Origin of the sequence: Amycolatopsis keratiniphila (genome assembly GCF_000400635.2) — a bacterium.
In the GTDB taxonomy this organism is placed as follows: Bacteria; Actinomycetota; Actinomycetes; order Mycobacteriales; family Pseudonocardiaceae; genus Amycolatopsis; species Amycolatopsis keratiniphila.
This window is the reverse complement of sequence record NC_021252.1, coordinates 8,217,957-8,232,890: the sequence shown is the minus strand read 5'-3', so window position 1 is coordinate 8,232,890 and position 14,934 is coordinate 8,217,957. Positions and strand designations below refer to the sequence as shown.

The window sequence follows — 14,934 nt, the reverse complement described above, 5'->3', positions numbered from 1 at the left end:
TCCCTCGAATCGCGGGTCGCTGCCCTAAGCGGAAACCCTATCGCGCGAGGAGGCCGCGGCCCGTCGCCGAGCGATCACTCCAAGCGTCGTTCGGCGGGTTCCAGCGGACCCGCCATCCGCGGCCCGGCGAATTTGCGTTCCAGCCTGCCGAGCCCCGTGCGCACCGGTTGCGCCAGGTATTCGCCGAGTACCACACCCGCTGCCAGGGCAAGCCCGATCGCGACCGCGGTCATCAGCGTCGAGATGTTCCCGCCGGGTTCGACGCCCAATTGGTATAGACCACGATAGGTGGAGAGGCCGGGGAGAAGGGGCGTGATGCCGGACACAGCCACCACGAGCGGCGTCACCTTGAGGCGCCTGGCGAGCACGCCGCCGCAGAAACCGACCAGTGTCGCGGCGACCGCGGAGGAGCTGACGGCCTGGAAATCGGTCAGCATCAGCGCGCCGTACACGGCGCCGCCGATCGCCCCGGCCGCTCCCGCGACGATCATCGCGCGCAGGGTCGAATACGAGGCCAGCGCGAAGCAGGCCGACGCGCCGACGCTGCCGATGACGATGATCGGCAACTGCTGCGGGGTCGAGGAAACGACCTCGGGCAGCGGGGTCAGCGGCAGGCCGAGCAGTACCGCGATCTTCAGGGCGAGCACCACGCCCGCGATCAGCCCGGCGCTCATCAGCGCGGTCTCGGTCGTGCGCCCGGCCGCCGTGACGTAGTAGCCGGTGATGGCATCCTGCACGGCGGAAACCGTGGAGAGCCCGGACAGCAGCACGGTGACGGCCGCCGCGACGACCAGCGTGGGTTTGTCCGTGGTGAGCAGGTTGCTGCTGACTATCGCCATCGCGGACAGCGTCGCGACCAGACCGCCGATCACCTGCTGGAAGAAGAACGGCAGCGCGAAGCGGTTCAAGAACCGGCCGAGCCGGTCGATGACCGCGCTGATCACCAGCGCGACCAGGGCGACGTCGATGCTGCCGCCGAGGATCAGGGTGATGAACGCGGCCAGCCCGCCCCAAGCGGCCGTGGCCACCCAACGGGGGTACGGGTGCGGCGCGGTCGTGATCCGCTGCAGTTCCTGCTGGGCCTCTTCGGCGCCGATGTTGCCGCGCACGATCCGGCGGACCAGGGTCTCGGTCTGGGTGAGCCGCGTGTAGTCGAGGCTGCGCGAACGGACCACGCGCAGCGCCGTCACCGGTGCCATGTCGGTGCCGCGGTGGCAGGTCACCGTGATCGACGTGAAGATCACGTCGACCTCGCAGTGCGGGAGGCCGAGCGCGGAGGTAAGCGCGATGATCGTCGCGGTGACGTCGGAGGCGCCGGCGCCGCTCGACATCTGGACCTCGCCGATGCGCAGGACGAGATCCAGGACGAAGTTGACCGTTGTGTCGTCCGGCGGCTGCGGGCCCATCGCCTCGTCGACGTCGACGGCGGGCTGCTCGGCCGTCGGCGCTTCGAGGATCTGCCAGGCACGGCGGCGCAGCAGATTCGGCCGGTGCGAGCGAGTCTGGGGGATCGATCGCTCTCCGTCACGCTGGCGCGGCGCTTCCAGCAGCCATTCGCCACGTTCGGGTGTTTCGTCCTGGTTCTTTTCGACACCGCGTTCGCCGCGCTTGGCTCCCGTGGTGTGCTCGTTGATCTTCATGATCGATCCACCTCCTCACTCTGGTTCGAGGGACTTTCCCGAGGAGCATCGGGGGCGGTGCCTCGACCGTTGCAGGAAACCTGAAGTGGCGTCCACCACGTCGGAGGAAGATCATCGAGACCTTGCCGGTTTACGGCACACGGCATGCCATGACGTCCGCTGTGAGCAGGCGTTCCGTTCTTCGCGCGGTCGGCGTGACAGCCGCCGGAACCGCGGCGACGTTCACCCTTTCGGGTGTATCTAACGGGGCGGAGGCCCCGGTTTTCGCGCATGGGGTGGCTTCGGGAGACCCGATGCCCGATTCGGTCCTTCTCTGGACCCGCGTCACCCCTTCGCCTGAGGCGGTTCCGGGATCCGGAAAAGGGGCGGCGGTGGCCGCCGATGCCGGCTTCGCGCGCGTCGTCGCTCGCGGTCACCTTCGGACCGGGCCGGAACGCGACCACACGGTGAAGGTGACGGCGGGCGGGCTGCGCGCGGCGACCGGGTATTGGTACCGGTTCACGTCTCAGGGGAAGGTCTCGCAGACCGGCCGGACCCGCACGGCGCCTTCGCGCGACGAGGACGTCGAGAGCCTGCGCTTCGGCGTGGTCTCGTGTGCGAACTGGGCTGTCGGTCACTTCGCCCCCTACGGCTATCTGTCCGGCCGCGACGATCTGGACGCCTTCATTCACCTGGGTGACTACCTCTACGAAGGGAGTCCCAACCCTGCGGGTGATCTTCGGCCTTCGGTACCGCCCAATGAGTTGATCACCCTGGCGGATTACCGACAACGTCACGCGATGTACAAGACCGACGAGCACCTGCGGCGGCTGCACGCCCGCCACCCGATGATCGCGACCTGGGACGACCACGAGGTCGCCGACAACGCCTGGTCCGGCGGATCGCCGTCACACCACCCGGCGACCGAGGGTGACTGGGCGGCCTCGCGCGCGGGACCGCGTCCTGGAACCTGATCGGGAACTCGGTGATGGTCACGCCGATCAAGATCCCCGCCCTGCCTGCGCTCGACGGCCGGCCACGCTCAACACCGACCAATGGGACGCCGCCGGGTCCTCGACACCATCGCCCCCTGGGCGAACGACGTGCCGCGGGACGCAGCGAGCGTCGCCGTCGAGTTCGTGTACCCGTCGGTCACCTCGGACAACATCGACGAGGCGTCCCGCCGCGGACCGGCTCGCTGAAGGTCGAAGCCGCGATCCGCGCGCTGAACCCGCACGTGCGCTTCGTGGAACTCGACTCGCACGGCGCGGGCGTCCTCGAAGTGACCCCGGACCCCACTGGTACTACGTCATCGACCGCCGCGACCCGGCGACCGCCGTGACGTTCGGGCACGCCTTCCGGACAGTGGCCGGGGACCCGCGGGTGCGCCCTGCGGAGCGCTGAACGGGCGCCGATATACTTGCCTTGCCCAGGTTGTCCTGGGCAAGGCCGCTATAGCTCAGCTGGTAGAGCATCTGTCTTGTAAACAGAAGGTCAGGGGTTCGAGCCCCCTTGGCGGCTCAAGATCGACATGGTGATGCCTCGCGTTTCGCGAGACCTGTTCATGGCCCTATGGGCTCCGTTTCGTCTCCGTTTTCACCGGCGTGCCGCTTTCAGCCTCGGGCGGTCAGTTCCAGTAGGCGGCCGGTGAGGTCGATGTGTTCCTCTACGCTGCTGGTCAGGTAGGTGAGGTCGACGAAGGTGTGGTCCGGCGCAAGTGTCGCGACGATCTTCGTCACCGATTCGGCGATGAGTTCCGGCTTCGTGTCCGGGGCGGCATTCACTCGCAGCGCCACGCCCAGTGTCCGCGGGTCGCGACCGGCTTGTTCGGCGTCGGCCCGGATCTTGGCCAGGGTGGAGGTGAGCATGTCGGCGGGGATGGTTTCGGGCACCGTCCAGACCGGCAGCCAGCCGTCCGCCCGCTCGGCGACCCGGCGCAGTGCCCTCTCGCCGAACCCGGCCAGGTGTACGGGCGGCTTGCGTACCGGTTTCAGGTGGACGTGGGTCTCCGGAATCGTGTAGCCGATGCCGTTGTGTGACACGGTGTCCTTGGTCCACCAGGTGTCGAGAAGATCGAGTAGGTCGTCCAGCCGCTTGCCGCGTTCCGCCATCGGAACGCCGACGGCCGCGTATTCGTCGGGTGACCAGCCGATGCCCAGGCCGGGGAGCAGCCGGCCGTTGCTGGCCACGTCGATGCTGGTCAGCAGCCTGGCGAAGTTGGCAGGCTGGTACTGCGTCGCGTTGATGGTGCTGGACCCGAGGATCGCGGTTTCGGTCACGGCGGCGGCGACGGCCAGTGCGGTGAACGGATCCTGGGCGGTCCAAAACTCCTCGGGCATGGTGTCGTAGCCCGGGTAGGCCACCTCCGGGTTTACCGGCGACAGCAACCGGTCGCCGACCCAGAGACTGGCCGCCCCGGCCTGCTCCGCCGTACGCGCGTACCGCGCGATCCCACCTGGTGTGGCCGCCGCCTTGCCGAACACCGGAAGGCTGAACCCAAGACGCATCGATACTCCCCTGAGGTATGGACGGGCCGTCTCGGCCTTGGTGCCACTAGTACTCGCATTTGGTTGCGCGTTCAAGTATCTCGGATGAGGGGACACATGGATCGGCAGACTTTCACCGCGGTCATCAAGGCGCCGCCGTGACCGCTGCTTCCCGTGGCAGGGGCCGGATCCGGCTCAGCTGCACGAGGCTGAAGCCGAACAGCAGGACGCCGAGCGGGACGTGGACCGCCGTCGCGTGCGCGATCCCGAGGAACACCTGCACCAGCGTGAGACCGAGGAACACGGCCGCGGGCAGGATCGGCTTGGCGGAGCCGCCGCCCGGCCGCCACACGAGGATCGCGATGAGCACGTGCAGCGTCGCGACGACGAACAGCGTGTAGGCCGTGGCGCTGTGCAGGGTGTGGCCACTCGGCACGGTCAGCAGGAGGCCGGCGGAGATCGGGGTGAGGAAGACGGCCAGGGTCTGCACGGCGATCGCGACGCGCAACGGGGTCGGCATGTGAACTCCTTCGTGTGGAGGTGTCACCACGTGGACGAGGGAGCCGCCGGAAACGTGACGCGTGGCTTGACATGCAGCCGCTCGGCTGCCTAATCTGCAAAGGCAGCCGCGAGGCTGCATATCAGGGAGAGCGGCATGGACGAGGTCTTCAAGGCACTGGCCGACCCGAGCAGGCGCCGGTTGCTCGACGACCTGAACGCCCGCAACGGGCAGACCCTGCGCGAGCTGTGCGCGGGGCTGGACATGGCGCGGCAGTCGGTCAGCAAGCATCTGGCCGTGCTGGAAGCGGCGAATCTCGTGACGACGGTGTGGCGTGGCCGCGAGAAGTTGCACTACGTGAACGCGGAGCCGATCAACGCGATCGCCGAGCGCTGGATCGACCGGTACCACCAGGGCCGGGTCGACGCGCTCGCCGACCTCAAGAAGGCATTGGAGCAGGAACCCATGAGCACCGACGAATTCGTGTACACCAGCTACATCAGGACGACGCCGGAGCGGCTTTGGCGGGCGCTCACCGATCCGGTCTTCACCAAGCAGTACTGGGGTTGCGAGTTCACCTCGGACTGGAAGGCCGGGTCGACGATGGCCTGGGAGCAGCTCGGCGTGAAGCTGGAGGATCCCGAACAGGTCGTCCTCGAGTCCGACCCGTACCGGCGGCTGTCCTACACCTGGCACACCTTCACGCCGGAGTTCGCCAAGTCGGTCGGGCTCGACGACGACGTGTCGGCGAAGCTGCGGGCCGAGTCGCGGTCGAAGGTGACGTTCGACCTCGAACCCGTCGGCGACACGGTGAAGCTGACCGTGGTGCACGACGGTTTCGACCCGGGTAGCACCGCGTTGGAGATGGTCAAGGGCGGCTGGCCGTCGATCCTGTCGAGCCTCAAGTCGCTGCTCGAGACCGGCGAACCGCTGCCCGAACCCGCGTAACCCGGTCGACCGCGCCCTCGCGATCGGGCACGATGCGCAGCGTGCCCCTGGAGATCGCCTGCGACGAGTCCGGGTCCGAGGGCGAGAAACTGATCGGCGGGCGGACCGGCGTGTTCGCGCACGCGGGGGTCCGGCTGAGCCTCGAAGAGGCCGCGGCCTGCCTGGCCGAACTGCGGCGGAGGATCCGCTCGCCGGCGGTCGAGTACAAGGCGAACCACCTTCTCCGCACGAAGCACCGGCGGGTGCTCGAATGGTTCCTCGGTCCGCTCGGCCCGGTCCACGGGCGTGCCCGCGTGTACCTCGTGGACAAGAAGCGGCTGCTGGCGAACGAACTCCGCGCGCTCGCCGGCCCGGGAATCCGGCCGGACGACGAGCTGCTCGCCGCGTTCAACGACGTGCTGCGCACCAGGAACCGCCGGGAGCCGTCGGCGGGGTCGTTCTTCGCGATGGCCGGGGACACCGCGGAATTGCGGGCGAAGGTCAGCCGGGCGCGTGACGCCAATGCCCTCGATCCGCTGGTGCCCGCGATCCTCCGCGCCATCGAGTACTGGAGCGCGGGAGGCGAGCCGGTCTTCCTCGTCCACGACGAACAACCGTCGCTGAAAGGAGACCGGCTCGCCCGGATCGAGGCGAGTCCGGGATTGGCCGGGGTGAAGTTCGTGGATTCACGGACCGATCCGCGGGTGCAGGCCGCCGATTTCCTCGTCGGCGCCGCCCGCCGGATCGCCGAGGACGAATTGACCGGGAACGGTGACGCGATATTGACCGGATTGCTCGCGCCGTATGTCGATCCGGAGTCCATCTGGGACTGATTCACTCCATGGCGCACCGAATCGCTCGGGTGGACGGTTGCCCGGCGCGGCGGCGGGCTGGAAACGTCGGAACGGATCCGACCCCGGCCCGGGAGGCAGTCGCCGATGCAGGCTTTCACCTTGCCCGAGTTCTACGTGCCGTATCCGGCCAGGATGAATCCGCACCTCGAAGCGGCGCGGGCGCACAGTATGGCCTGGGCCAGGGAAATGGGGATGCTCGATTCCCCATCGCCGTCCGGTGACGTCGTCTGGACCGAGCAGGCGCTGGCGAAAATGGATTACGCGCTGCTCTGCGCGCACACCCATCCGGACTGTGACGGGTCGTCCCTCGATCTGGTCACGGACTGGTACGTGTGGGTGTTCTTCTTCGACGACGATTTCCTCGCGCAATTCAAGTACACCCGCAACACCGAGGGCGCGAAGGCCTATTTGGACCGCTTGGAACTGTTCATGACCGGCCCGGGGGAAAGGTCGCCCGAACCGCGGAATCCCGCCGAAGCCGGGCTCGAGAATCTTTGGGCGCGCACCATTCCCGCGATGTCCGAAGCCTGGCGGCGGCGGTTCGTCACCAGTACGCACAACCTGATGGTCGAATCGCTCTGGGAACTGGACAACATCGACCGCGGCCGCATCGCGAACCCCATCGAATACGTCCAGATGCGCCGTCGCGTCGGAGGGGCGCCGTGGTCGGCGAACCTCATCGAGTTCGCCGTCGGTGCCGAGGTACCGGACAGGATCGCGGCGACCAGGCCGATGGAGGTGCTGCGCGACACGTTCGCCGACGCCGTCCACCTGCGCAACGATCTCTTTTCCTACCAACGCGAAGTGCGCGAAGAGGGCGAGAACTCCAACGCGGTGCTCGTCTTCGAGAAGTTCCTCGACTGCCCGACGCAGGAAGCCGCCGAACTCACCAATGACCTGCTGACCTCGCGATTGCAGCAGTTCGAGAACACCGCGCTCGTCGAGGTGCCCGCGTTGCTCGCCGAGCGCGACGTCTCGCTGTCCGAGCAGATCGCGGTCGGCCTGTACGTCAAAGGCCTGCAGGACTGGCAGTCCGGCGGGCACGAATGGCACACCCGCTCGAGCCGGTACATGAACGAGGGTGCGGACTCCGGTGCCGACGGGCTGGGTCTCGGCCGTCGGGTGCGGCAGCAGGCGCCGCCGCCGTTCGCGAAGACCGGGCACCTGCCGTTGCCCGAATTCCGCATGCCGTACCCCGTGCGCACCAGCCCTCACCTCGCCGCGGCGCGCGAATACGCACCCGGCTGGGCGCGCGAGATGGGGATGCTCGAGAGCGGGGTCTGGGACGAGCGCCGGTTTCGCGGCATCGACCTGGCGCACTGCGCCGCGATGATCGATCCGGACGCGGATCTCGACGGGCTGAAGCTGTCGACCGACTGGCTCACCTGGGGCACGTACGGCGACGACTACTTCCCGCTGGTCTTCGGGGCGAAACGGGACGCGGTCGCCGCGAAGCTGTGCAGCGACCGGCTTTCCCTGTTCATGCCACTCGAAGGTGAGCCGGTGCCCAAGCCGTCGAATCCGATCGAGGTGGGCCTCGTGGACCTGTGGGGCCGCACCGCGGGACCGCTGTCCCCGCACGCACGCGCGGGTTTCCGGCTGGCGGTCGAGAGCATGACCGCGAGCTGGGCCTGGGAGGTCGGGAACCAGGCGCAGAACCGGGTGCCCGATCCGGTCGACTACGTGGAGATGCGGCGCCGGACGTTCGGCTCCGACCTCACCAAGAGTCTCGCGCTCCTCGAACTCGGCGACGTCGTGCCCGCCGAGCTCTTCGGGAACCGCGTGCTGTTCGAACTCGACACGGCGGCGCAGGATTACGCGGCCTTCTCCAACGACCTGTTCTCGTACCAGAAGGAGATCGAATACGAGGGCGAGGTGCACAACCTCGTGTACGTCGCCGAGCGGTTCCTGGAGGTTGACCGGATCGAGGCCCGCGACATCGCCGCCCGGCTGATGAACGCGCGGATGACGCAGTTCGAGCAGCTCGCCGACGAGGACCTGCCGCGGATGTGCGACGACCTCGGGCTCGGCGACGACGTCCGCGCGGCGGTCACCGGATACGCGGACCACCTGAAGGACTGGATGGCCGGAATCCTGGAATGGCACCGGAAATGCGTGCGGTACACGCCGGAGGAGCTGGCACGCGTCCACGCTCCCGAGCCGCCGGCGTTCTCGCTCGTGCCGAGCGGGATCGGTATGTCGGCCTGGCGGATCGGGAGCGGGGCGCGCTGACGGGCCCGTGAGCGTGTCGCGGAAGCCGGTCGTGAGTGGCGATTCGGGTTCTAAGCCGAAACGCCACTCACGACCACCGGGTTGGGCGCCTTCATGTACTGGGGCCTTCACGCGCCACCGTGGTGATTGCTGTGCTTGCTGGTGCAGGTGAGCTGCCGGTGGCGATCTCTGAAGGTAGTGAAGGTCTCCTTCACTACCTTCAGGGTAGGCAAGGAGGCCTTCGCGGACCCGACCCGTGATCGGGCTGAAGGCTCCTTTCGCCGCATCAGACGCGGTGAAGGGAGCCTTCAGCCCACGCACGGCAGCAACGAAATCACCTAGACAGATGCCAAGCGGGAATACGCCCCGCCTGAGGCCGAACCGTCAGAACGCGGTCAGTGTGATCCGCGCGGTCCGCGGGTCTCCGTCGTGCACCAGCGACTCGAAGTGCCCGACGTCGTCGAAGGCGAAGCCGTACGCCTTCCCGTCGACCATCTGCTCGTGCACGATCCGCGAGTAGTGGTCGGTCACGGACTGCTTGTAGAACTGGCCCGCGTCGTACGTCGGCTGCGTGTGCAGCGAGCCGAGCGTCGAGCGGTGCAGCGCCGCGCACAGCGTCCGCGCGATCGGGCCGACGACCTGGTCGTTCGGCGCGTGCAGCCGTCCGTCGCAGTTGAAGACGTCGCGGGTGCTCGGCTTGCTGAACGACGCCACCGTGGCGCCCGAGGCGTCGGTGAAGCGCAGGACGTCGTCCCCGCCGGTCCGGCCGGTGAACTTCTTGCCGGGTTCGGCCTCGAACGGGACCACGGTGAGCGGTGTCGACTTGTAGGTGTTCCAGGCGCTCGTGACGTAACCGTCGAGGTAGCTGCCGCTGAACTTGCCGGTGTCGAGCCCCTTGCCCGGCGCGAGGACCCGCAGCCGGTTGTACACCAGGTTCGAGAACCCGGACTGGCCTTGGACGGCGTTGAAGATGCTCTCGCGGCCACCGGGCTTCAAGCGGCCTGCCTCCTTGCTCGCGCCCGCCCCGTTGGTCAGCCCGACGGCGTGCGGCACGCTGAACATGTCCACCTGCGAGCTGTTGATGAACAGCCCGCCGTTGTCGTAGGTGAATTCGCTCCAGTCGAACAGGATGTCGCGGTTCGGGTCGCCGTCGGCCCACGGCGCGGGCTGCACCAGGCCGTCCGGGGTGAGGAAGAACTTGATCTTCTGCCCGAACGACAGGTAGACCCGGCCCGAGAGCATGCGCGGGATCCGCAGCGTGGTCGAGCCGCCGTTGCCGGGGCCCGCGATCGAGACGTCCGGCGCGGGGCTCGGCGGGTTCGCGCCCGGAGGCCACGGCGTGAAGGCGCCGGCGGCATTGACGTAGCCGAGCTTCCCGGTGTTGAGGTTCGTGCCGAGCACGTAGAGGTGGACGGCGTCGGAGCGGTTCGAATTGTTCGTCACGGTCAGCGGCAGCGGATCGGGGCCCGCGGCGACCGCGGTGGACGACGAAAGCGCCGAAACACCGGTGACCAGGGGGAGGGTGACCGCCAAAGCGGTCAAAACGCGCCGGACTTTCTTGCGGATGCGCACAGTTCACTCCTCGGCGGAATCCCGCCGCGGAGCGTGGACGCGCCGCGGCGGTGCTTGCGGATGTCGGCCGGGGGCGCGTTCCCGGCCTTGGCGTGACCTTGGCGAGGGGTCTCAGCACGGGAAGTTACGTCGCGGGATGCCGACATGTCCAGACCATTGGTGGGAATCTGTCCGGTTTTCCGCCGGGCCGGACAATTCGTCGCGGGCCCTTCGTCGATTGAGGTGACCGGATTCGTCGACTACCGTTGTCCGGGTTCCGTCCTGGACCCCGGCGGCCGGGTTTTCTCATCCGTGGGGAGCGGGACATGAGCGACGGATTTCCGATGCGAAGAACCGGCGGCGGCGAGACGTGGATTTCCGCCGCCGGCTGGGACGGCCTCGCCAAGGCCGCGGCGGACGGTGAGCCGCACGGCATGGACGACCTCATGTCCGCCGTCGCGGCGTGGGCACGGCAGTACGCCGAGACCCGCCTTGGCGGCCACGAGCTGACCTACCTCGAACCGGCCGACGTGGCACAGGAGATCTGCCTCGCCGTGCTGGTCGCCGTCCCCGGATACGGCCTGCGCGGCGGTTCGTTCCTGTTCCTCCTGCGCGCCATCGCGGCGAACAAGGTCGCCGACGTCTTCCGCAAGGCGGCGCGGAGCAGGCAAGTGCTCACCGGCGAACTCCCCGAACGGCCGGCGGGGCCCGCCGACGAACCCGAGCAGCGCGCGCTGCGGACCGACCTCGGGGTCCGGCTCGGCAGGCTGATGCGGATGCTGCCCGTCTCCCACCGTGAGGTACTGGGGATGCGGGTGATCGGCGAGCTGACGTCGAACGAGACCGCGGCGGCGCTCGGTACGACGTCGTCACGGGTGCGGGTGACCAAACACCGCGCGATCAGCAGGCTGCGGGCCTGCGCTCAGCGCCAGGACGCCTTGAGCTGAATACGGATCAGCAGCCGGAACAACGGATTCTCCCGTTTGGCACGGGTTTCGAGAATGCGAACGCACATGGCCCCTCCAGAGCTCGCCGTCGAGCACGATCGCCGAGGGCCGGAGCGAACGGTCTCGGCTTCCACCCTAGGCCCGGTCCGGGGAGCCGGAACCGGCTGAACGGACCATTGACCGCCATCCGGACCGGCCATTCGGCTCTTCGGGCTACTGCATTGGTGCCGATAAGTCACTGAAAGCGCGGCAAAGAGCCGAAACCGTGCGAGGATGATCGTGGCGCGCGAGCGCTCTGTTCGCTCCGGCCCCCGGCGGTCCTGTCCGAATCCGGACACGCCCGGGAGGCATGCCATGACGTTCCGGCGACATGATCGCGCCGCGCAGGTCTGGTCGAAGATGCGTTTCCTCGCTTCGGAAACCGATTCGGTGGTGACGGTGGAACATGCCTGTGTCGTCTGCGGGGAAATGCTCGAGGCGGCCGGCGCCGGGCTCACGCTCGCCACCGGGACGAGTTTGCCGGAGCCGGTCTTCGCCACCGATGCGCGCAGCCGTGAATTGGAAGAGCTGCAGTTCACCTTGGGTGAAGGACCGGCATTGGACGTTTCCCGCGGCGGTATGCTCGTCGTCGTAACCGATGTGACCAGTTCGGAGGCGACACTCCGATGGCCGATGTTCGCGCCCGAGGCGATCGACAACGGCGTGAAATCGATCATCGCGGTGCCGATTCAGGTCGGTGCCATCACTTTGGGTGCGGTGGACTGTTATCGCGAATTCGCCGGGCTCCCTTCGCGGGAGGGCCTGGCGAAGGCGCTCGTCTGTGCGGAAGCGGTCATCACCCTGGCCTTGGCCGATACCGGTGAACCGGTTCTCGGCGAATTGATCGATCGTGAATTCACCGAACACCGCGCCCGGGTGCATCAGGCCGCGGGCGTGGTGTCGGCCCAGCTCGAAATCGGGCTTCCGGACGCGCTCGCCCGCCTGCGCGCCTACGCCTACCTCAACGACCGGAAGCTCGACGAGGTCGCCGAGGACGTGGTGCGGCACCGGGTCACGTTCCGGCCCGAGTCATGACGGATGTGCGATAAGGAGACAGCGGAAAGATGACCGACCTGGCGGCCGACCTGAGGGAAACCTTCGTGCAGCTGGCCGACACCCTGGCGGACGACTTCGATCTCGTCGAATACCTCGACGTGCTCGCGTTCAGATGTGTCGAGCTGCTCGGCGTCTGCACCGCGGGCCTGTTGCTCACCGACCCGCGGGGCAGGCTCACCATGGTGGCCGCTTCCGACGAAAAAACCCGGTTGCTCGAACTGTTCCAGTCGCAGAACTCCGAAGGACCGTGCCTGGACTGCTACCGGGACGTCGAGCCGATGGTCTGCCCGGATCTCGTGCGTGCGCGCGGAAGATGGCCGAAGTTCGCACGGGAGGCGGAAAACGCCGGATTCCGTTCCGTGTACGCGTTGCCGATGCGGTTGCGGGAAGAGGTGATCGGCGCGCTGAACCTGTTCGGCACCCGCCCCGCCGTGCTCGACGACGAGAAATTGCGGCTGGGGCAGGCACTCGCGGACGTCGCCACGATCGGCATCCTGCATCACCGGTTGCTGCAGCGGCAGGAGATCGTCACCGCGCAGCTGCAAACGGCGTTGAACAGCCGGGTGATCATCGAGCAGGCGAAAGGTGTGCTGGCCGAACGGCTCCACGTTTCGGTGAGCGACGCGTTCGGCGTATTGCGCGCCTACGCGCGGAGCAACAATCGCAAGATCGTCGCGGTGGCGGCCGGGATCATCGACCGCACGGTGGAAATCCCGCGCTGAGCGATACCGGTTCGGCGCTTGTCCGCCCCTTGCCGATTCCTAGACTGGATGGGTGTTCTCCCTGGAGCAGCTGGTGAGTTTCGTCGCGGTGGCCGAGGAACTGCACTACGGCCGGGCGGCGGAGCGGCTCTCGATGACCCAGCCGCCGTTGAGCAGGCGGATCCAGCTGCTGGAGCGCGAACTGGGTGCCGAGCTTTTCGACCGGGCGCACCGCACGGTCCGGCTGACCCCCGCCGGACGGGTTTTCCTCGCCGAGGCAAGGAAGATCCTGCGCTCGTCACACGAAGCGACGTTGTACGTCCGCCGCGTGAAGAAGGGCGAGGTCGGCGTCGTGACGCTCGGGTTCACCGCCACGGCGGCGTATTCGTATCTCGACCGGGTCATCGCCGCGGCGAACGCCGAGGTGCCCGGCGTCGATCTCGTGCTCCGGGAGATGGGGACGGCGGCGCAGGTGGAGGAGCTGCTGGCGGGCGGGATCGACCTCGGCATGATCCGGCCGCCGGTCGCCGGCGCCGACATCGTGACCCTGCCGCTGTGGCGGGAACCGCTGCTGGCGGCGCTGCCGTCGGCGCATCCTTTGGCCCGGCGCAAGAAGAATCCCGACGTCCGCGATTTCGACGGCAAACCGTTCATCATGTATTCGCCGTCGGAAGGCCGGTACTTCCACGATCTGCTCGTGGCGGTGTTCCGCGCCGCCCGGGTGACGCCGGAGTACACGCAATACCCCTGCCAGGTGCATACGGTGCTCGCGCTGGTGAAGGCGGAGCTCGGGATCGCGCTGGTGCCCGCCGCGGCGGGCACGCTGCGCTTCGAAGGTGTCGTTCTCCGTCCAGTGGACGGTGTCGAGGGCCGTCCGGTGGAACTCGACCTGATGTGGCGGCGGGGCAACGACAATCCGGCGCTCGGCGCGCTGCTCACCGCCATCGGCAACCCGGCGCGGCGCGGCCGTCAGTCCACTGTGGAGTGATCGGGCCAGGCGTCGCCCCATTCCGCGTCGCGGGCGGCGCGGTAGGCCGGGCCGTGCCGTTTGGTGACGATCTTTTCGGTGAGCCCTGATTCGGCGCACAGGGACAGGCTGACCATGCCCTTGCGTTTGGCCGGATGCCGCAGGACGCGGGCGTCGGCGCGGTCCGGCGCCGTGCGGGAGGCGACGACGTAGGAGAACTTCTCGTCCTCGAAGCCGAGCGTTCCGGACTTGAGCTGACGGTGCAGGCCGGTGCGCGGGAGGCGCGCGGAGAAATGGCACCAGTCCTTGCCGCGCGGGATCGGGCAGGCGTCCTCGTGCGGACAGGGCGCGACCAGGGAGAGCCCGAGTTCGACGAGCTGATCCCGCGCCGCGACGATCCGCTCGTAACCCGCGGGGGTGCCGGGTTCGATCAGCACCAGCATCGAGGTCTTCGCCGAAAGCCAGCGGACGGTGTCGGCCCGGCGGGCATCGGGCAGCTCGCCGAGGACATAGGAAAGGGTCACCAGATCGGCCTCGGGTGCGGGCGCCGCCGGGTCGATCAGGCCGCGCCGCCAGGTCGACCCCCGGACGGCCTTGTCCCCGGCGTTCTCCGCGAGCCGCCGCCCCAGCGCGATCGCGCCGGGCACCTGCTCGACGACGGTGCTCTCCTCCAGTGACGGCCACACGTCGGCCGCCGCCCAGATCGCGGCACCGGTTCCGCCGCCGATGTCGATCTGTGTACGCGGAGCGAACCCAGGCGCGCGAAGGGCGGCTTCGGCGAGGACGGCGTGGACAGCCGCGTACGTGGCCGGCATCCGGTAGCCCGCGTACGCCGCGACGTCCGCTTCGGACGAGAGGATGGGCGCGCTCGCGGGGGCGTTCTCGCGGTAGCGCGTGCTGAGCCGCTCGACGGACTGCGTCAGCCTGTTCTGCGGGTACTTGCCCAGCTCTTCGTCGAGGGCGGAGCGGAGGGCGTCGGGGAGTCCAGGCACGATCGGAGATTCTCTCATGGGTGGTTGACCTGCGGTTTTCCGGCTGCTCGAATATCCGCGGAAAAAAGTTCGGGGACCGTGTCGA

The 14,934-nt window shown here is 68.2% G+C and carries 14 protein-coding genes and 1 tRNA gene; 10 read left to right on the top strand and 5 right to left on the bottom strand.

The features are described from left to right. Nucleotides 1–74 precede the first annotated feature (74 nt). On the bottom strand, nucleotides 75–1,640 hold the full coding sequence (locus AORI_RS78135; RefSeq protein WP_016337687.1) for a threonine/serine exporter family protein: 1,566 nt from the start codon (nucleotides 1,638–1,640) through the stop codon (nucleotides 75–77). A 149-nt stretch (nucleotides 1,641–1,789) separates the two neighbouring features. Here AORI_RS78135 and AORI_RS82315 point away from each other — a divergent pair, with 149 nt between their 5' ends. From AORI_RS82315 to AORI_RS78125, 3 genes are all read left to right on the top strand, one after another. Continuing rightward, nucleotides 1,790–2,593, top strand: a complete 804-nt coding sequence (locus AORI_RS82315) for an alkaline phosphatase D family protein (protein ID WP_228688259.1) — start codon at nucleotides 1,790–1,792, stop codon at nucleotides 2,591–2,593. 81 nt (nucleotides 2,594–2,674) lie between these two features. Beyond that, nucleotides 2,675–2,821: a hypothetical protein gene (locus AORI_RS84500; RefSeq protein WP_228688258.1), complete on the top strand. Its 147-nt coding sequence runs from the start codon at nucleotides 2,675–2,677 to the stop codon at nucleotides 2,819–2,821. A gap of 246 nt (nucleotides 2,822–3,067) precedes the next feature. After that, nucleotides 3,068–3,140: transfer RNA gene (locus tag AORI_RS78125), tRNA-Thr, on the top strand. Nucleotides 3,141–3,232: 92 nt separating this feature from the next. Here the strand turns inward: AORI_RS78125 and AORI_RS78120 are convergent. Continuing rightward, complete coding sequence (locus AORI_RS78120) at nucleotides 3,233–4,126, bottom strand: TIGR03619 family F420-dependent LLM class oxidoreductase (RefSeq protein ID WP_016337685.1); 894 nt, start codon at nucleotides 4,124–4,126, stop codon at nucleotides 3,233–3,235. A gap of 124 nt (nucleotides 4,127–4,250) precedes the next feature. After that, the gene (locus AORI_RS78115) at nucleotides 4,251–4,625 is read right to left on the bottom strand and encodes a hypothetical protein (RefSeq protein ID WP_016337684.1); all 375 of its coding nucleotides are present in this window, start codon (nucleotides 4,623–4,625) and stop codon (nucleotides 4,251–4,253) included. A gap of 135 nt (nucleotides 4,626–4,760) precedes the next feature. Here AORI_RS78115 and AORI_RS78110 point away from each other — a divergent pair, with 135 nt between their 5' ends. From AORI_RS78110 to AORI_RS78100, 3 genes are all read left to right on the top strand, one after another. Beyond that, nucleotides 4,761–5,552, top strand: coding sequence for an ArsR/SmtB family transcription factor (locus tag AORI_RS78110; RefSeq protein ID WP_016337683.1), 792 nt, complete (start codon nucleotides 4,761–4,763; stop codon nucleotides 5,550–5,552). 32 nt (nucleotides 5,553–5,584) lie between these two features. Further along, a complete protein-coding gene (locus AORI_RS78105; RefSeq protein ID WP_016337682.1) occupies nucleotides 5,585–6,364 on the top strand; it encodes a DUF3800 domain-containing protein in 780 nt (259 codons plus the stop codon). 105 nt (nucleotides 6,365–6,469) lie between these two features. Beyond that, nucleotides 6,470–8,617, top strand: a complete 2,148-nt coding sequence (locus AORI_RS78100) for a terpene synthase family protein (RefSeq protein WP_016337681.1) — start codon at nucleotides 6,470–6,472, stop codon at nucleotides 8,615–8,617. Nucleotides 8,618–8,980: 363 nt separating this feature from the next. Here the strand turns inward: AORI_RS78100 and AORI_RS78095 are convergent, their stop codons facing one another. After that, nucleotides 8,981–10,168, bottom strand: coding sequence for a beta-1,3-glucanase family protein (locus AORI_RS78095; RefSeq protein WP_016337680.1), 1,188 nt, complete (start codon nucleotides 10,166–10,168; stop codon nucleotides 8,981–8,983). A gap of 305 nt (nucleotides 10,169–10,473) precedes the next feature. Here AORI_RS78095 and AORI_RS78090 point away from each other — a divergent pair, with 305 nt between their 5' ends. The 4 genes from AORI_RS78090 (at nucleotide 10,474) to AORI_RS78075 (ending at nucleotide 13,878) form a co-directional block, all read left to right on the top strand. Continuing rightward, nucleotides 10,474–11,094: a sigma-70 family RNA polymerase sigma factor gene (locus tag AORI_RS78090; protein WP_016337679.1), complete on the top strand. Its 621-nt coding sequence runs from the start codon at nucleotides 10,474–10,476 to the stop codon at nucleotides 11,092–11,094. A 354-nt stretch (nucleotides 11,095–11,448) separates the two neighbouring features. Continuing rightward, nucleotides 11,449–12,168, top strand: a complete 720-nt coding sequence (locus AORI_RS78085) for an ANTAR domain-containing protein (protein WP_016337678.1) — start codon at nucleotides 11,449–11,451, stop codon at nucleotides 12,166–12,168. A 29-nt stretch (nucleotides 12,169–12,197) separates the two neighbouring features. Next, complete coding sequence (locus tag AORI_RS78080) at nucleotides 12,198–12,911, top strand: GAF and ANTAR domain-containing protein (RefSeq protein ID WP_016337677.1); 714 nt, start codon at nucleotides 12,198–12,200, stop codon at nucleotides 12,909–12,911. A 52-nt stretch (nucleotides 12,912–12,963) separates the two neighbouring features. Next, nucleotides 12,964–13,878 (top strand): LysR family transcriptional regulator, encoded by a 915-nt coding sequence (locus AORI_RS78075; protein WP_016337676.1) that lies wholly within the window; start codon nucleotides 12,964–12,966, stop codon nucleotides 13,876–13,878. Here AORI_RS78075 and AORI_RS78070 read toward each other — a convergent pair. Further along, the gene (locus tag AORI_RS78070; RefSeq protein WP_016337675.1) at nucleotides 13,860–14,867 is read right to left on the bottom strand and encodes a small ribosomal subunit Rsm22 family protein; all 1,008 of its coding nucleotides are present in this window, start codon (nucleotides 14,865–14,867) and stop codon (nucleotides 13,860–13,862) included. The two genes, AORI_RS78075 and AORI_RS78070, sit on opposite strands and share 19 nt — an antisense overlap. Between the last annotated feature and the right edge of the window lie 67 nt (nucleotides 14,868–14,934).

What these genes read in the sequence shown, in the direction of transcription:
- AORI_RS78135 (WP_016337687.1), bottom strand. Translation starts at nt 1,640, where the DNA reads ATGAAGATCAACGAGCACACCACGGGAGCCAAGCGCGGCGAACGCGGT.
- AORI_RS82315 (WP_228688259.1), top strand. Translation starts at nt 1,790, where the DNA reads ATGACGTCCGCTGTGAGCAGGCGTTCCGTTCTTCGCGCGGTCGGCGTG.
- AORI_RS84500 (WP_228688258.1), top strand. Translation starts at nt 2,675, where the DNA reads ATGGGACGCCGCCGGGTCCTCGACACCATCGCCCCCTGGGCGAACGAC.
- AORI_RS78120 (WP_016337685.1), bottom strand. Translation starts at nt 4,126, where the DNA reads ATGCGTCTTGGGTTCAGCCTTCCGGTGTTCGGCAAGGCGGCGGCCACA.
- AORI_RS78115 (WP_016337684.1), bottom strand. Translation starts at nt 4,625, where the DNA reads ATGCCGACCCCGTTGCGCGTCGCGATCGCCGTGCAGACCCTGGCCGTC.
- AORI_RS78110 (WP_016337683.1), top strand. Translation starts at nt 4,761, where the DNA reads ATGGACGAGGTCTTCAAGGCACTGGCCGACCCGAGCAGGCGCCGGTTG.
- AORI_RS78105 (WP_016337682.1), top strand. Translation starts at nt 5,585, where the DNA reads ATGCGCAGCGTGCCCCTGGAGATCGCCTGCGACGAGTCCGGGTCCGAG.
- AORI_RS78100 (WP_016337681.1), top strand. Translation starts at nt 6,470, where the DNA reads ATGCAGGCTTTCACCTTGCCCGAGTTCTACGTGCCGTATCCGGCCAGG.
- AORI_RS78090 (WP_016337679.1), top strand. Translation starts at nt 10,474, where the DNA reads ATGAGCGACGGATTTCCGATGCGAAGAACCGGCGGCGGCGAGACGTGG.
- AORI_RS78085 (WP_016337678.1), top strand. Translation starts at nt 11,449, where the DNA reads ATGACGTTCCGGCGACATGATCGCGCCGCGCAGGTCTGGTCGAAGATG.
- AORI_RS78080 (WP_016337677.1), top strand. Translation starts at nt 12,198, where the DNA reads ATGACCGACCTGGCGGCCGACCTGAGGGAAACCTTCGTGCAGCTGGCC.
- AORI_RS78070 (WP_016337675.1), bottom strand. Translation starts at nt 14,867, where the DNA reads ATGAGAGAATCTCCGATCGTGCCTGGACTCCCCGACGCCCTCCGCTCC.